The sequence below is a fragment of the Polaribacter sp. L3A8 genome (assembly GCF_009796785.1).
Taxonomy (GTDB): Bacteria; Bacteroidota; Bacteroidia; order Flavobacteriales; family Flavobacteriaceae; genus Polaribacter.
Genome location: NZ_CP047026.1, coordinates 373518 through 389435, shown reverse-complemented (window position 1 = coordinate 389435; position 15918 = coordinate 373518). Strand labels below are relative to the sequence as shown.

Here is a 15918-nt window from a genome sequence, read left to right as displayed (position 1 = left end):
GTTTATTTTTTTCTAGCAATTTGAGCCATTAATTCTGCTTCTGCAACTAGTTTTCCGTTTGCATAAGCATACGCTTGCATGTGACAGATACCTCTTCTGATTGGTGTAATTAACTCACATTTAAAAATGATAGTATCTCCTGGTAAAACTTTTTGTTTAAACTTTACTTTATCCATTTTCATAAAGTAAGTTAAATAGTTTTCTGGATCTGGAACGGTGTTTAAAACTAGAACTCCACCACACTGTGCCATAGCTTCTACTTGTAAAACTCCTGGCATTACTGGTGAACCTGGAAAGTGACCAACAAAAAAGTTTTCATTCATGGTTACATTCTTCATTCCAACTACATGTTTGTCAGAAAGCTCTAAAATTCTATCAATCAATAAAAACGGAGGTCTATGAGGAAGAATCTCCATAATTTGATGAATGTCTAATAATGGAGGTAAATTTAAATCATATGAAGGAACATTGTTTCTTTTTTCTAGCTTAATAATTTTTGCTAATTTTTTAGCAAATTGAGTATTAATTAAGTGTCCTGGTTTATTAGCAATTACTTTTCCTTTAATACGAATACCAACTAAAGCTAAATCTCCAATTACATCTAATAATTTATGTCTTGCGGCTTCATTAGCCCAATGTAAAGTTAGGTTGTCTAAAATACCATTTGGCTTAATTGTAATGTCTTCTTTATTAAATGCTTTTTTTAATTTCTCCATTGTTTCGCTAGACAATTCTTTGTCTACATAAACAATAGCGTTGTTTAAATCACCACCTTTAATAAGATCGTGTTCTAAAAGCATTTCAATTTCATGTAAAAAACTAAACGTTCTTGCGCCAGCAATTTCTTCTTTAAAATCAGAAATCTTTTCTAGATTTGCATTTTGAGTTCCTAAAATTTTAGTTCCAAAATCTACCATAGCTGTAACTTGGTATTCATCCGAAGGCATTAAAATAATTTCACTTCCTGTAACATCGTCTTTAAAAGATATAATTTCTTTTACAACATATTCTTCAATGTCTGCATCTTGTTCTTCTATTCCGGCTTTTTCTAAAGCTTCTACAAAGTATTTAGAAGAACCATCCATAATTGGTGGTTCAGAAGAGTCTAGTTCTATTAAAAGGTTGTCTATATCTAAACCTACTGCAGCAGCCAAAACATGCTCTGAAGTCTGAATTTGAACACCGTTTTTTTCTAGGTTTGTTCCTCTTTGTGTATTTACAACATATTCTGCCTTTGCCGCTATAATTGGTGATCCTTCTAAATCTACTCTACTAAAAGCAAAGCCATGATTTATAGGTGCAGGTTTAATTGTCATTTTTACGGTATTACCAGTGTGAATACCAACACCAGATAAACTTACTTCTCTTTGAATCGTTTTTTGTTTCTTACTCATTTATGATTGATTTTTGAGTCTTCAACTCTTTTTCTATATTGTTAATTTTCGAGGCCATTTTAGGTAAATTTCTAAAATAGACAGAACTTTTATTAAAATCTTGTATTTTAAATGCTGGTGATCCGTTTACAACCTCATTATCTTTTAAATTTTTTGAGATACCTGCTTGGGCTAAAATTTTCACATAATTACCTACAGTAATATGACCAACAAACCCTACTTGTCCACCAATCATACAATTTTCACCAATTTTGGTTGAACCCGCAATTCCTGTTTGAGCAGCAATTACAGTATTTTTTCCAATCTCTACATTATGAGCAACTTGTATTTGGTTATCTAATTTAACGCCTTTACGTATAATAGTAGATCCCATGGTAGCTCTATCTATAGTACAGGCAGATCCAATATCTACGTTATCTTCTATAATAACATTACCTATTTGTGGTATTGCTTTATATTCTCCGTTTTTATTTGGAGCAAAACCAAAGCCATCTGCTCCAATAATACTACCTGAATGTATTTTACAATTATTCCCTATTACGGTTTCAGAATATATTTTTACACCAGAAAAGATTACACAATTATTACCTATTAAAGCATTATCACCAATGTACGCATTTGGATAAATTTTTACATTTTCTCCAAGAACCACATTTTCTCCTATATATGAGAAGGCACCAATATATTCATTTTCACCAATTTTTGCTGAATCTGAAATAAAATGTGGTACTTCTCTACCTGTCTTATTATTTTTTATATCATTATAAAATGCTAATATTTGAGAAAAGGCTTCGTACGCATTTTCTACTTTTATCAGTGTTGCGTTAAATTCCTTTTCTGGCAGAAAAGTCTTATTAACAATAACAACTGAAGCATTTGTTTTGTATAAAAAAGAATTGTATTTTGGATTAGAAAGAAAGGTTAAAGAACCTTTTTCTCCTTCTTCTATTTTAGTTAATTTAGAAACTTCTACATTGGGGTTTCCAATGACATCACCTTCTAAAATCTCTGCTATTTTTTGTGCTGTAAATTTCATTAAAGGCAAAAATATAAAAATTATAACGATTTGGCTAATATCCTTATTACTTTGGATAACAAATAAAATATTTTACGACAGGATTTGTAAGCGCTAGCAGATTTAATTGATCTGATGCTTTTGCAATATCCATTAATTTTCCTTTTTTATTTAAGATATAAATAGGTTTATTTGTACTATAAGCTTGGTTACTTATTTGCTGTGAAAAAACAAAGTAATTACTTTCTTCTGATGTAATCTGAAACTTTTTAGTAACCTTATTTAATTTTTTATCTAAATAACTTTCTTTAAAAGCATCTTGCTGTATTTCTATGCGTAACAATTTTCTATCTACAATCATTTTAGATAATAAAGATAAAACTTTATCACTATGATTGGTCCATTCTTTTATAGCAGACATTACATCATAATCATCTAATTTAGAGAACATTTCTAGAGTTTCATCTGTAAAATTTTCTTGCGATATTTTGTTGTACAAGAAATAACCTAAAGAAGTACTTGCGAATAAAACCTCTCCTTTTTCTGCTAATTCTTTCGCTCTTTTTAAAACATTTACTAGCATGTTTTCTGCCACTAAACCTGTTTTATGTAAATACACTTGCCAATACATTAAACGTCTCGCAATTAAAAAGTTTTCTACAGAATAAATACCTTTTCCTTCTATAACTAACTCATCATCTTTTACATTCATCATGGCTATTAACCTGTCTGAAGAAATATTACCCTCTGTAACACCTGTATAAAAGCTGTCTCTTTTTAAATAATCTAATCGATCAATATCTAATTGACTAGAAATTAACTTGCAAAGAAATTTTCTATGATACCTACCTTCAAAAATTTCTATTGCCAAATCTAATTTTCCGTTAAACTCATCGTTTAACTTTCTCATAAATTTTAAAGAGATTTCTTCATGAGAAATACCATTTACGATACTATGTTCTAAAGCATGCGAAAATGATCCATGACCAATATCGTGTAATAAAATAGCGATATAAACAGCGTTTTCTTCCTCATTAGAAATTTCTATCTGTTTAAAACGTAAAACTCTTACTGCTTTCTGCATTAAATGCATGCAACCAATTGCGTGGTGAAAACGGGTGTGATTTGCACCTGGATACACTAAATTAGAAAAACCCATTTGAGCAATTCTTCTTAAACGCTGAAAATAAGGATGTTCTATTAAATCAAAAATTAAAGTATTTGGTATTTGTATAAATCCGTAAATAGGATCGTTTAATATCTTTAATTTATTATGTTTTTTTTTCTTCAAAAGGAGCTTTATTTATCAATCTATGGCAAAATACAAATTAATGCCACGAATTGACAAATTTATAGTTTTAGATTTTTTTAAAAGCCATTATCATTAGAAAAAAGAAGCTTTTTTTTAAATTAAGAAGATCAATTTTATTTGTTAAAAAAAAATGAGAATATATCAATTATATGAAAAAACAAAATTGGCAATATTTTATCACTTTTAAAACAAAAAAGGTATAACAATTGGTTACTTTTATCGTTAAATGTTAAAATTACAAACGAAATATGAGCAGTATCCAAATTTTATGGGTTGATGATGAGATAGAATTATTAAAACCTCACATTCTTTTTTTAGAACGTAAAAATTACAAAGTAACTACTTGTACAAACGGTGCAGATGCTATTGATTTAGTGGGAGAACAAAATTTTGATATCGTTTTTTTAGATGAAAATATGCCTGGTTTAACTGGCTTAGATACACTTGCAGAAATTAAACAAAAACAAGCAAATTTGCCTGTAGTAATGATTACTAAAAGTGAAGAAGAATATATAATGGAAGAAGCAATTGGTTCTAAAATTGCCGATTATTTGATAAAACCAGTAAACCCAAGTCAGATTTTATTAAGTTTAAAAAAGAACTTAGATCACTCACGTTTGGTATCCGAAAAAACAACGTCTAGTTATCAGCAAGAATTTAGAAAAATTTCTATGGATTTGGCCATGGTAAATTCTTATGAAGAATGGATTGAATTATACAAAAAATTGGTGCATTGGGAACTAGAATTAGAAAATATTAGTGACCCAGGAATGTTAGGAATTCTAGAAAGTCAGAAACAAGAAGCCAATAGTCAGTTTTTTAAATTTATCAAAAAAAATTATGAAGATTATTTAACAGCACATGACAAGCCTACCTTTTCTCATACCTTATTTAAAGATTATGTAGTACCACAATTAAACAAAGACCAAGGTGTTTTATGGGTGGTTATTGATAATTTACGTTACGATCAATACCGAATTTTAGAACCATTAATTAATAATCATTACAAAAAAGACGAAGAATATTCTTATTTTTCTATTCTACCAACGGCAACACAATACGCTAGAAATGCCATTTTTTCTGGCTTAATGCCTTCTGAAATGGAAAAACGTCATCCAAATTTTTGGAAAAACGATACTGATGAAGGTGGTATGAATCTGTATGAAAACGACTTTTTATCAGCACAAATAAAACGTTTAGGTTTAAATATTACACACGAATATTATAAGATTACCAACCTAAAAAACGGTAAAGATTTAGCCGATAATTACAACGGAACAAAACAAAACGACTTAACGGCAGTGGTGTATAATTTTGTTGATATGCTATCACACTCTAAAACAGAAATGGAAGTAATAAAAGAATTGGCAGGAGATGACAAAGCTTATAGAAGCCTTACATTGAGCTGGTTTAAAAACTCTCCTTTGTTTGAAGTTATACAAAAAGCACAACAATTAGGGCAGAAATTAATTATTACCACAGATCACGGAACCATTAATTGTAAACACCCAACAAAAGTAATTGGCGATAAAAACATTAGTGCAAACCTTCGTTACAAGACTGGTAAAAGCCTTACATACGAAGACAAAGATGTATATGCTGTAAGAAACCCGAAAGATATTTTTTTACCAACGATAGCAATGAATAGTTCTTTTGTTTTTGCAAAAGAAGACTTATTTTTTGCCTATCCAAACAACTTTAATCACTTTGTAAAATACTATAAAAACACGTATCAACACGGTGGCGTTTCTTTAGAGGAAATGATTATTCCATGTGCAGTTTATAGTCCTAAATAGAAATATATATTTATAACAAACCATTAAAATCTTATGATTTCTATAGCTTGTTTTTACAGTAAAACAAAAAGAGTTAACCTAAGTTAACTCTTTTTTTATTTTAATAACTTTAAAAACCGGTTCCTAAAGGCTCTGGACTTGCAGCTTGTGCTTTTTTTGGAGACAAAATTATATACGTTCCTATTGCAGTTAATACTGCATATTTGCTATAATTTCCTATTTTTTTTATGGCTTCTTTTCTTGATATATTTTCCATAATTCTTAATTATTCGATTATAATATTTTTTGTAACAACATTGGTACTAGAACTTAATTTTACACTATAAACACCTTGTTTGATTGACTTTGGTAATTTTATTTCTTGATCCTTATTCATTGTCATTTTAAAAACATTTTGCCCTAAAAGATTATACAACTCTAAATAAAACTTATTCTTTAATCCTTTTACAAAAAGTGTTTTGTTATTTGCATAAATTTGAATTGCATTTATAGTTGAATTTTCTAAACTTAAAGCAGCTTTTGAATAATTAACATGTAGATAAAATCTATTACTTAAAATAGCATCTTTCACGGAAATTTTATAAGTACTGCCCTCATCTGTAATATCTGTAAATGTTTCATATTTTCTATCTTCTAACACTAAAGTTGTATCTTCTGGTAGACTATTATGGAAAGAAGAAAATATTACTTCGGTATCTTTTGCTGATAAACCTAGTGGTATAATAACTTTTTCTTCATTATGAATAGGTAACGATTGAATTGTATAATTATTTGTATTACTTTTATCTACTAAGTGCGTATATAAATCGAAAGAGCTATCAAAATTCCCAATATCAAAACCAATATCAAAACCAGTAGTTGCATTATTAAAAAACTTAATATCTGTAGCAACTGTATTTACACCATTATTAGCCAACAATTTTATATAGCTGTTTTCTCTTTTACTAAAACCAGTATTACCTGTTGTTGGTTTTATACTACGTTTTGCTTCTTTAAACTCAATTTTATTGGCATCTGCTTTTACTTTTATAAAAAAACCTTGACCAGGTGTAAATGATCGATTTTGGAGATCTAACTCACTAACAATTACATATTTATTTTGAGTAGTATCCCAAACATACAAACCTTTAAAATTATCATCTAAAATAGCATAATTGTCATTTAAAAAACTAGTACTACTATTTTTATTTGCAGGATAATAAGTTGTAAAAGGATTACCAATAGCATTCCATTCTCCCGGTTTTAACATTTTATCTAAATTATTGGTAGTTAAAGTTCCTGTAAAACTTACAGCACCGTCTGTGTTTCTAGAAATTGCATAACTCTCTCCTGCAGTAAATGATAAGTTTTCATCTACATTTTCTGTGTAATATCCCCATTTTGTTCCTCCAGAATTTGAATCATCATAAAAACCAATAGCATATTTATTTGGAGTTACTGTAGTATTTTTACGAATATCATTAGTAACATCTATTGCAAATTCTTTAATTTTTTGACCAAAAACAGGCGGAGTCACTAAACTCCATTTGTTTGCTTTTAAGCCTCCACGAGTGTATTTAACTTCTCCTGTAGAAGTTCCTACGATAAATAATACTGAACTATCATCAGCATTAGAATCCATAACAATAGTACCGTTGTTAACCATATTACTTTTAGATTTTAAAGAAAAAGTAGGGCTAATAACAATGGTTCCGTCATTTTCTAAAGAGTTAATTTCAGAAATATCTGCACTAATTTGTAACGTTGTACCTGAAGGAATGACAACATTGTCTGTTGCTGTTGGTACTACTCCACTCGCCCAATTTGAAGGATCATTCCACATACCTTCTACATTTATAGGCAAATCTATAGCAGAACATTCATTACTAAAACTGGCTATATCGTCTTTAGTACTAGCCCAATAAGCAGAACTCCATGCTTCATCATCAACTTGTATACAGCTTAAATTTGGATTTTCTTTAACGTAAAAATCACTCATTGTTTTATTGCCTCCATTCTTTATATTTAGATATTTTAGATTATTTCTTTGAGCAGAAAAATTTATCAAATTTTCTAGCTGACCTAAATATAAATATTCAATTTCATTATCATAACAAGCAAAAGTTTGTAAAGCTGTATTATTAGTTACATTTATATTAGTTAATTGGTTATTACTAACATTTAACCAAGTTAATTTAGTATTTGTTGAAACATCTATAGTTGTAAGTTGATTTCCTTGAGTTTGAAGTATTTCTAAATTAATTGCCCCAGCCAAATTTAAACTGGTTAATTCTCCATTATCACAATATAATTTTTTTAAATTGACAAGATTGCTTACATCTAATTCTGTAACTTTTCCATCTATATTTATTTCTTCTAGGGCTAAATTTTTGCTTAAATCTATTCTTTCTAGTCGATAACTACCACATTGTAACTTTTTCAAAGATTTAAGTGCTTCTATACCTTTTAAATCTATAGGTCTTAAATCCTCTCCATTAGTTTGTATATCAGTAATTATTTCTGTTATATAGTAAGCATTTTTAGTAATAAATTTACCATCAACTACATCATCAATGTTATAGTATATTAATACTTTTTCAAAATCAGTATCTGGCACTGTTGTATAGTAATTAGAAACAGCATCGTTTTGAGAACAGTCTTCGCTAAAACCTGTTTGTGCATCTATAAAAATCCAGTTATCTAAACTATATTGTTGGTTATCTACTTGAATACAGGTTAAGTTTGGGTTGTTTGATAATTTTAAATTTACATTTGATATGTTTATATTATTACCATTTTTAATATTTACATTTGTTAATTTATTATCTGAGGCAAATAATCTAATTAAATTTTGATGCTTAGATATATCTAATTCTTGTATTTGATTATTATTTACTCTTAAATCTTTAATATTTAAATTTTTAGATACATCAATAATATCTATAGAATTGTTATTTAGATAAAATGACTCTAATTTTGTGTTGTTAGTTGTATTGATGTTATTTAAACCACAATTTGATACGTCAAGTGTTTTTAACTCTGTATTGTTTGTGATATTTAATTGAGATATTGGATTATCACTAATCGATAATGTTTCAAGCTTATAGGTTTTAGATACATCGATTGCAGTTAGTAAATTATTATTACATGTAAGCTTTTCTAGATTACTATCTTCTTGTAATAATATTGAAGATAATTGATTGTTAGCGCAATTAAACTCTTTTAGATTAGCCCATCCACTTACTTTAAAACAACCTGTTAGAAGATTATTTGAAACATCTAATTTTTCAATTATATAACTATTAAAATACAAAGACATTTGTACTTGACATTCATAATCCATTATATTATTAGATAAATTTAAATTTTTTAAAGAAGTAAAAGCTTTTAAACCTGCTATATGTTTTATGTTTCTATTAGATAAATCTAAATCAGTGATATTAACAATTTCTTCTGTTGGCACAAAACCATCTAACTCACCAATACTGTCATGACCTAAATCTATTAGAGCTTGTTCTAAATTATTATCATTAATTTTAGTGTTTCCTCCATCACTACAAAATTCACTAAAACCACTATTTGTAGTCCTAGCAGACCAATTTGTGCTACTCCATTCTGCATCATCTACTTTAATACAAGATACTTGTGACCAATAAGAACTAAAAAAAGTAAAGTTTTTATTATTACCATTTTTAACATTTAAATTTTGTAGTGGATTATAAGCACAACTTAATGAAATCATTTTTGTGTTTTTACTTACATCTAAATTAGTAATATTATTTGCAGAACAATTTAGCGTAGTAAGTTCTAAATTGTTACTAACATCTAGTTCTGTTAATTTATTACCTCCGGTATAAAGACTCGCATCATTAATGTCAATTTTCTGTATATTAACATTGCCGCTTATATCTAAACTAAGTAATTCATTATTACTTGCATCTAAATCAAGTAATTGAATATTGCTAGTAATTATTAGTTCTTCAATTGCAGCATGTTTACAATTTAAATTTGTTAATTTTAAATTACTAGTCAAATCTAATGTTACAATTTGGTTATAAGCACAATTTAGAATTTCAAGATTTTCAAAACCAGAAATACCTGTGATATCAACAATTCCTTTAGATTGAATATTTAGTTCCGTTAAATTTTCAATATTACTGGTTAATACATAATCATCTAATATATCATCAATACCAGCATCAATTAAAGCTTGTTCAAAATTGTCGTCAGGAATGTAAGTAGTGTTTTGAGCAAATAAAGTTATGCTCAAAAACAAACATATAGTACATAGTAATCTTATTTTCATAGCAATTTTATTTAAAATTAATTTCAACAAAAATAAAAATACATTCAAAATAAAAAATACTTACAAGTAGGTATATTTTAACCTCTCATTGAATTTATAATTGATATGTTTCTTATTTTTGTACTATGAACAAAAACTATTCTTTAGAAAACTTATCTGAAGTTGCTGCAGAACTTATTGCATCCGTAGAAAATAAAACCTTATTATTTTACGGACAAATGGGCGTTGGTAAAACAACATTGATTAAAGAAATTTGTAAGCAACTTAATGTTTTAGACACCATTTCTTCCCCAACTTTTTCGCTAGTAAATGAATATCAAACCTCAAAAAACGAAAGTGTTTTTCATTTTGATTTTTACAGAATTGAAGACGAAGAAGAAGCATTAGACATGGGAATTGAAGAATATTTTGATAATAATGACTGGTGTTTGATAGAATGGCCAGAAAATATAGAAAATTTACTACCTTTAGATGCTATTCAAATTCATTTATCTATTTTAAATGACCACCAAAGAAACATTCAACTAAAATAACCAAACTATGAGTTCATTTTCTCCTTTCAGTAAAGAAGAATTGCTTCCACAAGAAGAAATGTTAGAAATTAAAAGACAAAAAGGAGAACTTTTTATAGGCCTACCTAAAGAAACTTATTTAGGCGAAAAGCGTGTTTGCTTAACACCAGATGCTGTTTCTGCTTTATGCGCTCATGGGCATAGAATAGTTGTAGAAACAGGTGCTGGAGACAATGCAAATTATGCCGATAGAGAATACTCTGAAGCAGGTGCAAAAATTTCTTACGATGTAGAAGAAGCTTTTAAATGTAATATTGTTTTAAAAGTAGCGCCACCAACAGAAAGAGAAATAGAATATATAAATCCTCAAACGATTCTAATTTCTTCTTTACAATTAAAAACTCAGAACAAAAATTATTTTGAATGTCTCGCAAAAAAACGAATTACAGCAGTGGCTTTCGATTATATAAAAGATGACCACAACACCTATCCTATTGTAAAATCTTTAAGTGAAATTGCAGGTACAGCCTCTGTATTAATTGCCGCAGAATTAATGAGCGGAATTAATAAAGGTAATGGCCTATTATTAGGCAACATAGGTGGTGTTCCGCCTTCTAGTGTTGTTATTTTCGGTGCAGGAACGGTTGGAGAATATGCTGCAAAAACAGCAATTGGATTAGGAGCAAGAGTAAAAGTTTTTGACAATTCTATTAGTAAATTACGTAAATTACAAGATTGCCTTAATTCACCAATTTACACATCTACCTTACAACCAAAGTCTGTTGCAAAAGCATTAATGCGTGCCGATGTTGCTATTGGAGCCATTAGAGGTAAAAATAGATCGCCCATTTGTGCTACCGAAGAAATGGTAGAAACGATGAAAGAAGGTGCTGTAATTATTGATGTAAGTATAGATAGAGGTGGTTGTTTTGAAACCTCTAATGTAACTACACATAAAACACCTACATTTATAAAACACGGAGTTGTACATTATTGCGTACCTAATATTCCTGCCCGTTATGCAAGAACAGCTTCTTTGTCTATTAGTAATATTTTTACGCCTTATTTATTAAATATTGCAGAAGAAGGTGGTTTTGAAAACGCTGCCCGTTTTGATAAAAGTTTACGAAACGGAATGTATTTTTATCACGGAATTCTAACAAACAGAACTGTTGCAGATTGGTTCGATTTACCTTTTAGAGATATTAACTTATTAATTCTTTAAGTTCTTTTTTTGATATCTTGTTTTTATTCATTAATTTTAGATAATTATCAACATAAAAAAATAGCAGAAATGACACCCCCCTTAAATAGATTTTTTGACACTTTTGTTTTTATTATTACACTAATAATTTCAAGTTCATTATTTTCTCAAACCGTAAGTGTAGATGATACTTCTTATACAGAAGAACAGCTTGTAAACCAACTTGTTGAGAGTACTTGTATCTCAAAATCTAATTTTAATATCTCTTCTAACCAATCTGTTGCTTCTTTTAATAATAATGGAGGTAGTTTTCCAATATCGAAAGGTATTATTATTAGAACAGGAACAGCAAAAAACTCCGAGGGTTCCTTTACAAATACAAACCTAAGTACAGAAAACTCTACTAATGGTGATACAGATTTACAACAAATAAATGAACAAGAAGGAGATATTTCTAATATTACCGACGTAGGTTTTTTAGAATTTAATTTTACTCCAATAGGAAAAAAAATTAGCTTTAATTACATATTTGCCTCTAATGAATATGGAGAGTTTCAGTGTAAAAGTAGAGATTTATTTGCAATCATATTAACAAATATAGATACAGGAGACGCTATTAATATTGCAACAATACCAGAATCCGATACAAATATATCTGTTGAAAACATTAGAGATAATCAACATAACGGTATCTGCGATTCAAGTAATATAGAATTATTTGGATCTTATTATGGTAATAATAGTAACAACTCAACTATTAATATGAGAGGTTTTACTGAAGTTATAAATGCCTCTGCAACCGTAATTCCCAATAATGAATATCAAATAAAGTTTGTTATTGGAGACTATAGTAATTCAGATTATGATTCTGCTGTTTTTATTGCACCAGGAATTTTTACCAATACTTTAGATTTAGGTTCTAATAAAGAAATTTGTGATGGAGAAGAAGTTGTTTTAGATTCTGGATTTTCTAAAACAGACAATTATAAATTTGAATGGACAAAAAACGGGATTCCTTTAACAGAAATCGGAACAGAAATAACAGTTAACACTCCAGATACCTACGGGTTAACAATTACGTCTTTAACCGATGTTAGTTGTCAATTAAAAGATGAAATTAAAATAACAACTATTAAAGCTACAAAACCAGATGATGTATCAATTTGTACAGATAATACAATCATTAATATTCCAAATAGAATAGATTCTATAATACTAAACGGATTAACGGCTGCAAATTACAATATCAACTATTATACAACAGAAGATAATGCAAATAACAATTTAGATCCTATTACAGCCCCTGCAAATTATACAATACCAAGTAATTCATTTACGCTTTGGGCAAGATTATCTAATAAAGATAAAACCTGTTTTGATGTGGTTAGTTTCAATATAAAAATTAGCGCAATACCTTTAGTTGATAACTTACCAGATGTGCAAGTTTGTGATGAGTACACATTACCAACACTAACAAACGGAGAATATTATACAGCTCCATCCGGAGGTGGTACAAAATTATCTGCAGGTGAAAAAATAACAAATAACTCAACGATATATATTTACAATGAAGACGCCGTAAGCAGTTGTTCTAATGAAACATCTTTTAAGGTTTCATTAGCAAGAAATTTTGAAATAGCGCTAGAACACTGTGGCTCATATACAATACCAAATACTTCTTTAGGAAAATTTTATAAAAAACAAAATGGTGTAGACGAAATTCCAGTTGGTACCATCTTAACAGAAGATACTACTGTACATTTTTATTCCGAATTAAATAGCACCGTTTGTCAGGATACTCCATTCAATCTAATTATTCATCCACTACCCTTAGTAGATACGATAGATGATATAATTACTTGCGGGTCTGTAACCTTAGCCCCTTTAACGAATGGAAACTATTATACAGGTTCAAATGGTTCGGGAACTCTTTTAAATGCTGGAGATATCATTAACGAAACCAAAGATATCTATATTTACAATATCGATACAGACTCCGATTGCTCTAACGAAAGTATTTTTAAAATAACCATTATAAACCCTAGTAATTATACAGATATTACAGCTTGTGGCAACTATAGAATACCAACTTTAGCTAACGGAAAATATTATACAGATAGTACTCGTGATACTGAAATAAGACCAGGAACAAATATTACAGCTACACAAAATGTATATTATTATGCCGATGAAATAACAACAAGCACAAATTGTACTGGATATAATGTTACAATTACAATTAACCCGCTTCCAGAAGTAGATACAATAAACGATATTATAAAATGTGTAGACGATTTACCTACGTTACCAGCTTTAGTTAATGGTAACTACTTTACAGGACCAAAAGGTTCTGGTACTCCTTTATTTGAAGGTGATGAAATAAATAGAACACAAACAATTTATATATTTAATAAAAATCCAAGTACTGGTTGTGATGATGAAACAAGTTTTAGAGTTACAATTAAACCCATACCAACCATCCCCGATTTTTTTGATGTTTCTGTATGCGAACCATACATTTTACCAACATTAAGTTTTGGTGGTAAGTTTTTTACAGAAGCTAACGGTGCAGGTACTCAATTAAATCCAGGAGAAGCTATAGAAGAAACACAAGTTGTTTATATCTATAATCAAGACCCAGACATTGCTACTTGTGCTAATGAGAAATCCTTTACAGTAAATATTTTAGATGTTAAAGTAGATGTTTTTGATGACGTAAAAGCCTGTGTTTTTTATGAGCTCCCTGCATTAACAAAACCAGGTAATTATTATCAAAACAGCAATAAAACAGGTCTCTTAAATGCAGGAGATGTCATTGACACAACGCAAACTATTTATATTATAGGAGATGATACAAGATTTTTTCCTTGTCAAAATAATAGTAGTTTTACAGTTACTGTATTTGCAAAACCAAATTTAGGAGTATTAGACGATATAGATCTATGTGGCTCTGTAACGCTACCAACAATATCAATACCTAATATAATAGTAGAATATTATAGAGGTCCAAATAAAACAGATTTAATAGATCTTTCAGAATACACAATTACAAACGTAACAAGTGTAACTGAAACACAAGAAATCTATGTACATGCCTATCAAGAAGAACACCCAGATTGTTTTATTGATGATGTTTTTTCTATTACGATATATCCTTTATTAGATTTAAATGTTCTTGGTGGTGCTATTTGTGTAGACAATGAAACGAACCAAACAAACAATCCATTTTTAATAGAAACAGGTTTAGACCCAACTAGTTATGATATAAGATGGTTTTTAGAAGGAAACTTACTAAACCCAGATTCTTCTATGTCTGATTGGAACGCTTTAAAAGCAGGAACATACACTATAGAAGCTACTAAAATTAACCCAATAGGTAATGCAGATTGTAACTATAAACCAACAGAAGTAATTATACAAAGCTCTACGCCAGAATTTGAAATTAAATTTTTAACGGATAATTTTTCTGATTTTTATGCTGTAGAGATCAAGACTATTAATGAAGGTTTAGGTAATTATCAATATGCTTTAGATGATGGTGTTTTTCAAGAGTCTAATTTCTTCGGAAACATTAAACCAGGTACATATACCATTACAATTAAAGACCTTACAGGTATTTGTAATAACTTAACATTAGAACTTGTAGCATTAGATTATCCTAAATTTTTTACTCCTAACAACGATAATAAAAATGATCGATGGAACATCTCTGATTTAAAAAACGATCTAAAATCTACTATAACTATTTATGATAGATATGGTAAACTTATAAATATTATTAAACCAAGTGAATTAGGATGGGATGGTTTTAATTTTAATGGAAATAAAATGCCAAATACAGATTATTGGTTTGTATTAAAGTATACTAAAGAAGGAAAAGAAGCTATTTTTAGATCGCACTTTTCTTTACTAAGATAAATTACTTATAACTGATTAAAAAACTTAAATTTGCATCTCAAAATTGTACAATGCTCATTAAACGAATAGGTTATTATTTAGTAGGTTTATCATTAGGTTCTGTTGCTGTTTATTTTTTCTGGCAAAAGAAACAAGCAACATTCGATTACGGAATGGATGCTAGAACTCTAAAAAGCATTAGAATTAAACAGCGTATATTTTCTGATGACGCTAAAAATGCGATGCACAAATTTAATATTGATACGTTAAAAATAAACACCATTTTATATACCGGTGATGTTGATTTTGGCAAAAGCAAACCCAGACAAGAACCTTGTGCCGAATATTATATTACAGGCACAAAAGAATTAGAAAAAGTAAGCTTATTAGTAAAACGTTGCGAAACTTCTGCTACTATAGAAAAAGTAATAGTAGAATAATAATTTAGAAATATTTTGTTGTCATTCCTGCGAAAGCAGGAATCTATTTTTAGTAATTTTAAT

The 15918-nt window shown here is 29.0% G+C and carries 10 protein-coding genes; 5 read left to right on the top strand and 5 right to left on the bottom strand.

The features are described 5' to 3' along the window. Positions 1–2: 2 nt before the first annotated feature. Genes GQR92_RS01285 through GQR92_RS01275 form a run of 3 tightly spaced genes read right to left on the bottom strand, consistent with a single transcriptional unit; the run spans position 3 to position 3700 of the window. Complete coding sequence (locus tag GQR92_RS01285) at positions 3–1394, bottom strand: bifunctional UDP-3-O-[3-hydroxymyristoyl] N-acetylglucosamine deacetylase/3-hydroxyacyl-ACP dehydratase (RefSeq protein ID WP_158837425.1); 1392 nt, start codon at positions 1392–1394, stop codon at positions 3–5. Beyond that, positions 1387–2430: a UDP-3-O-(3-hydroxymyristoyl)glucosamine N-acyltransferase gene (gene lpxD / locus GQR92_RS01280; protein ID WP_158837424.1), complete on the bottom strand. Its 1044-nt coding sequence runs from the start codon at positions 2428–2430 to the stop codon at positions 1387–1389. Before lpxD ends, GQR92_RS01285 begins: the two co-directional genes overlap by 8 nt. 46 nt (positions 2431–2476) lie before the next feature. Further along, positions 2477–3700 (bottom strand): HD domain-containing protein, encoded by a 1224-nt coding sequence (locus GQR92_RS01275; RefSeq protein WP_158837423.1) that lies wholly within the window; start codon positions 3698–3700, stop codon positions 2477–2479. Positions 3701–3969: 269 nt separating this feature from the next. On the opposite strand from GQR92_RS01275, the gene GQR92_RS01270 reads away from it, so the two are divergent. Then, positions 3970–5517 carry a bifunctional response regulator/alkaline phosphatase family protein gene (locus tag GQR92_RS01270; protein WP_158837422.1) on the top strand — a complete coding sequence of 516 codons (1548 nt, stop codon included), beginning with the start codon at positions 3970–3972 and terminating at the stop codon, positions 5515–5517. A 109-nt stretch (positions 5518–5626) separates the two neighbouring features. On the opposite strand, the gene GQR92_RS17765 is transcribed toward GQR92_RS01270, so the two are convergent. Together GQR92_RS17765 and GQR92_RS01265 are read right to left on the bottom strand one after the other, a co-directional pair. Beyond that, positions 5627–5773 carry a hypothetical protein gene (locus tag GQR92_RS17765; RefSeq protein WP_199269167.1) on the bottom strand — a complete coding sequence of 49 codons (147 nt, stop codon included), beginning with the start codon at positions 5771–5773 and terminating at the stop codon, positions 5627–5629. A 9-nt stretch (positions 5774–5782) separates the two neighbouring features. Next, entirely contained in the window at positions 5783–9766 is a 3984-nt protein-coding gene (locus GQR92_RS01265; RefSeq protein WP_158837421.1) for a T9SS type A sorting domain-containing protein, read from the bottom strand. A 161-nt stretch (positions 9767–9927) separates the two neighbouring features. Between GQR92_RS01265 and tsaE the strand changes: the two genes are divergently transcribed. From tsaE to GQR92_RS01245, 4 genes are all read left to right on the top strand, one after another. Then, positions 9928–10335, top strand: a complete 408-nt coding sequence (gene tsaE / locus GQR92_RS01260) for a tRNA (adenosine(37)-N6)-threonylcarbamoyltransferase complex ATPase subunit type 1 TsaE (RefSeq protein ID WP_158837420.1) — start codon at positions 9928–9930, stop codon at positions 10333–10335. A gap of 7 nt (positions 10336–10342) precedes the next feature. Further along, positions 10343–11539, top strand: a complete 1197-nt coding sequence (locus GQR92_RS01255) for an alanine dehydrogenase (RefSeq protein WP_158837419.1) — start codon at positions 10343–10345, stop codon at positions 11537–11539. Between the two features lie 69 nt (positions 11540–11608). Beyond that, positions 11609–15436: a T9SS type B sorting domain-containing protein gene (locus GQR92_RS01250; protein ID WP_158837418.1), complete on the top strand. Its 3828-nt coding sequence runs from the start codon at positions 11609–11611 to the stop codon at positions 15434–15436. A gap of 50 nt (positions 15437–15486) precedes the next feature. Further along, positions 15487–15855, top strand: a complete 369-nt coding sequence (locus GQR92_RS01245; protein ID WP_158837417.1) for a DUF4258 domain-containing protein — start codon at positions 15487–15489, stop codon at positions 15853–15855. Positions 15856–15918 lie beyond the last annotated feature (63 nt).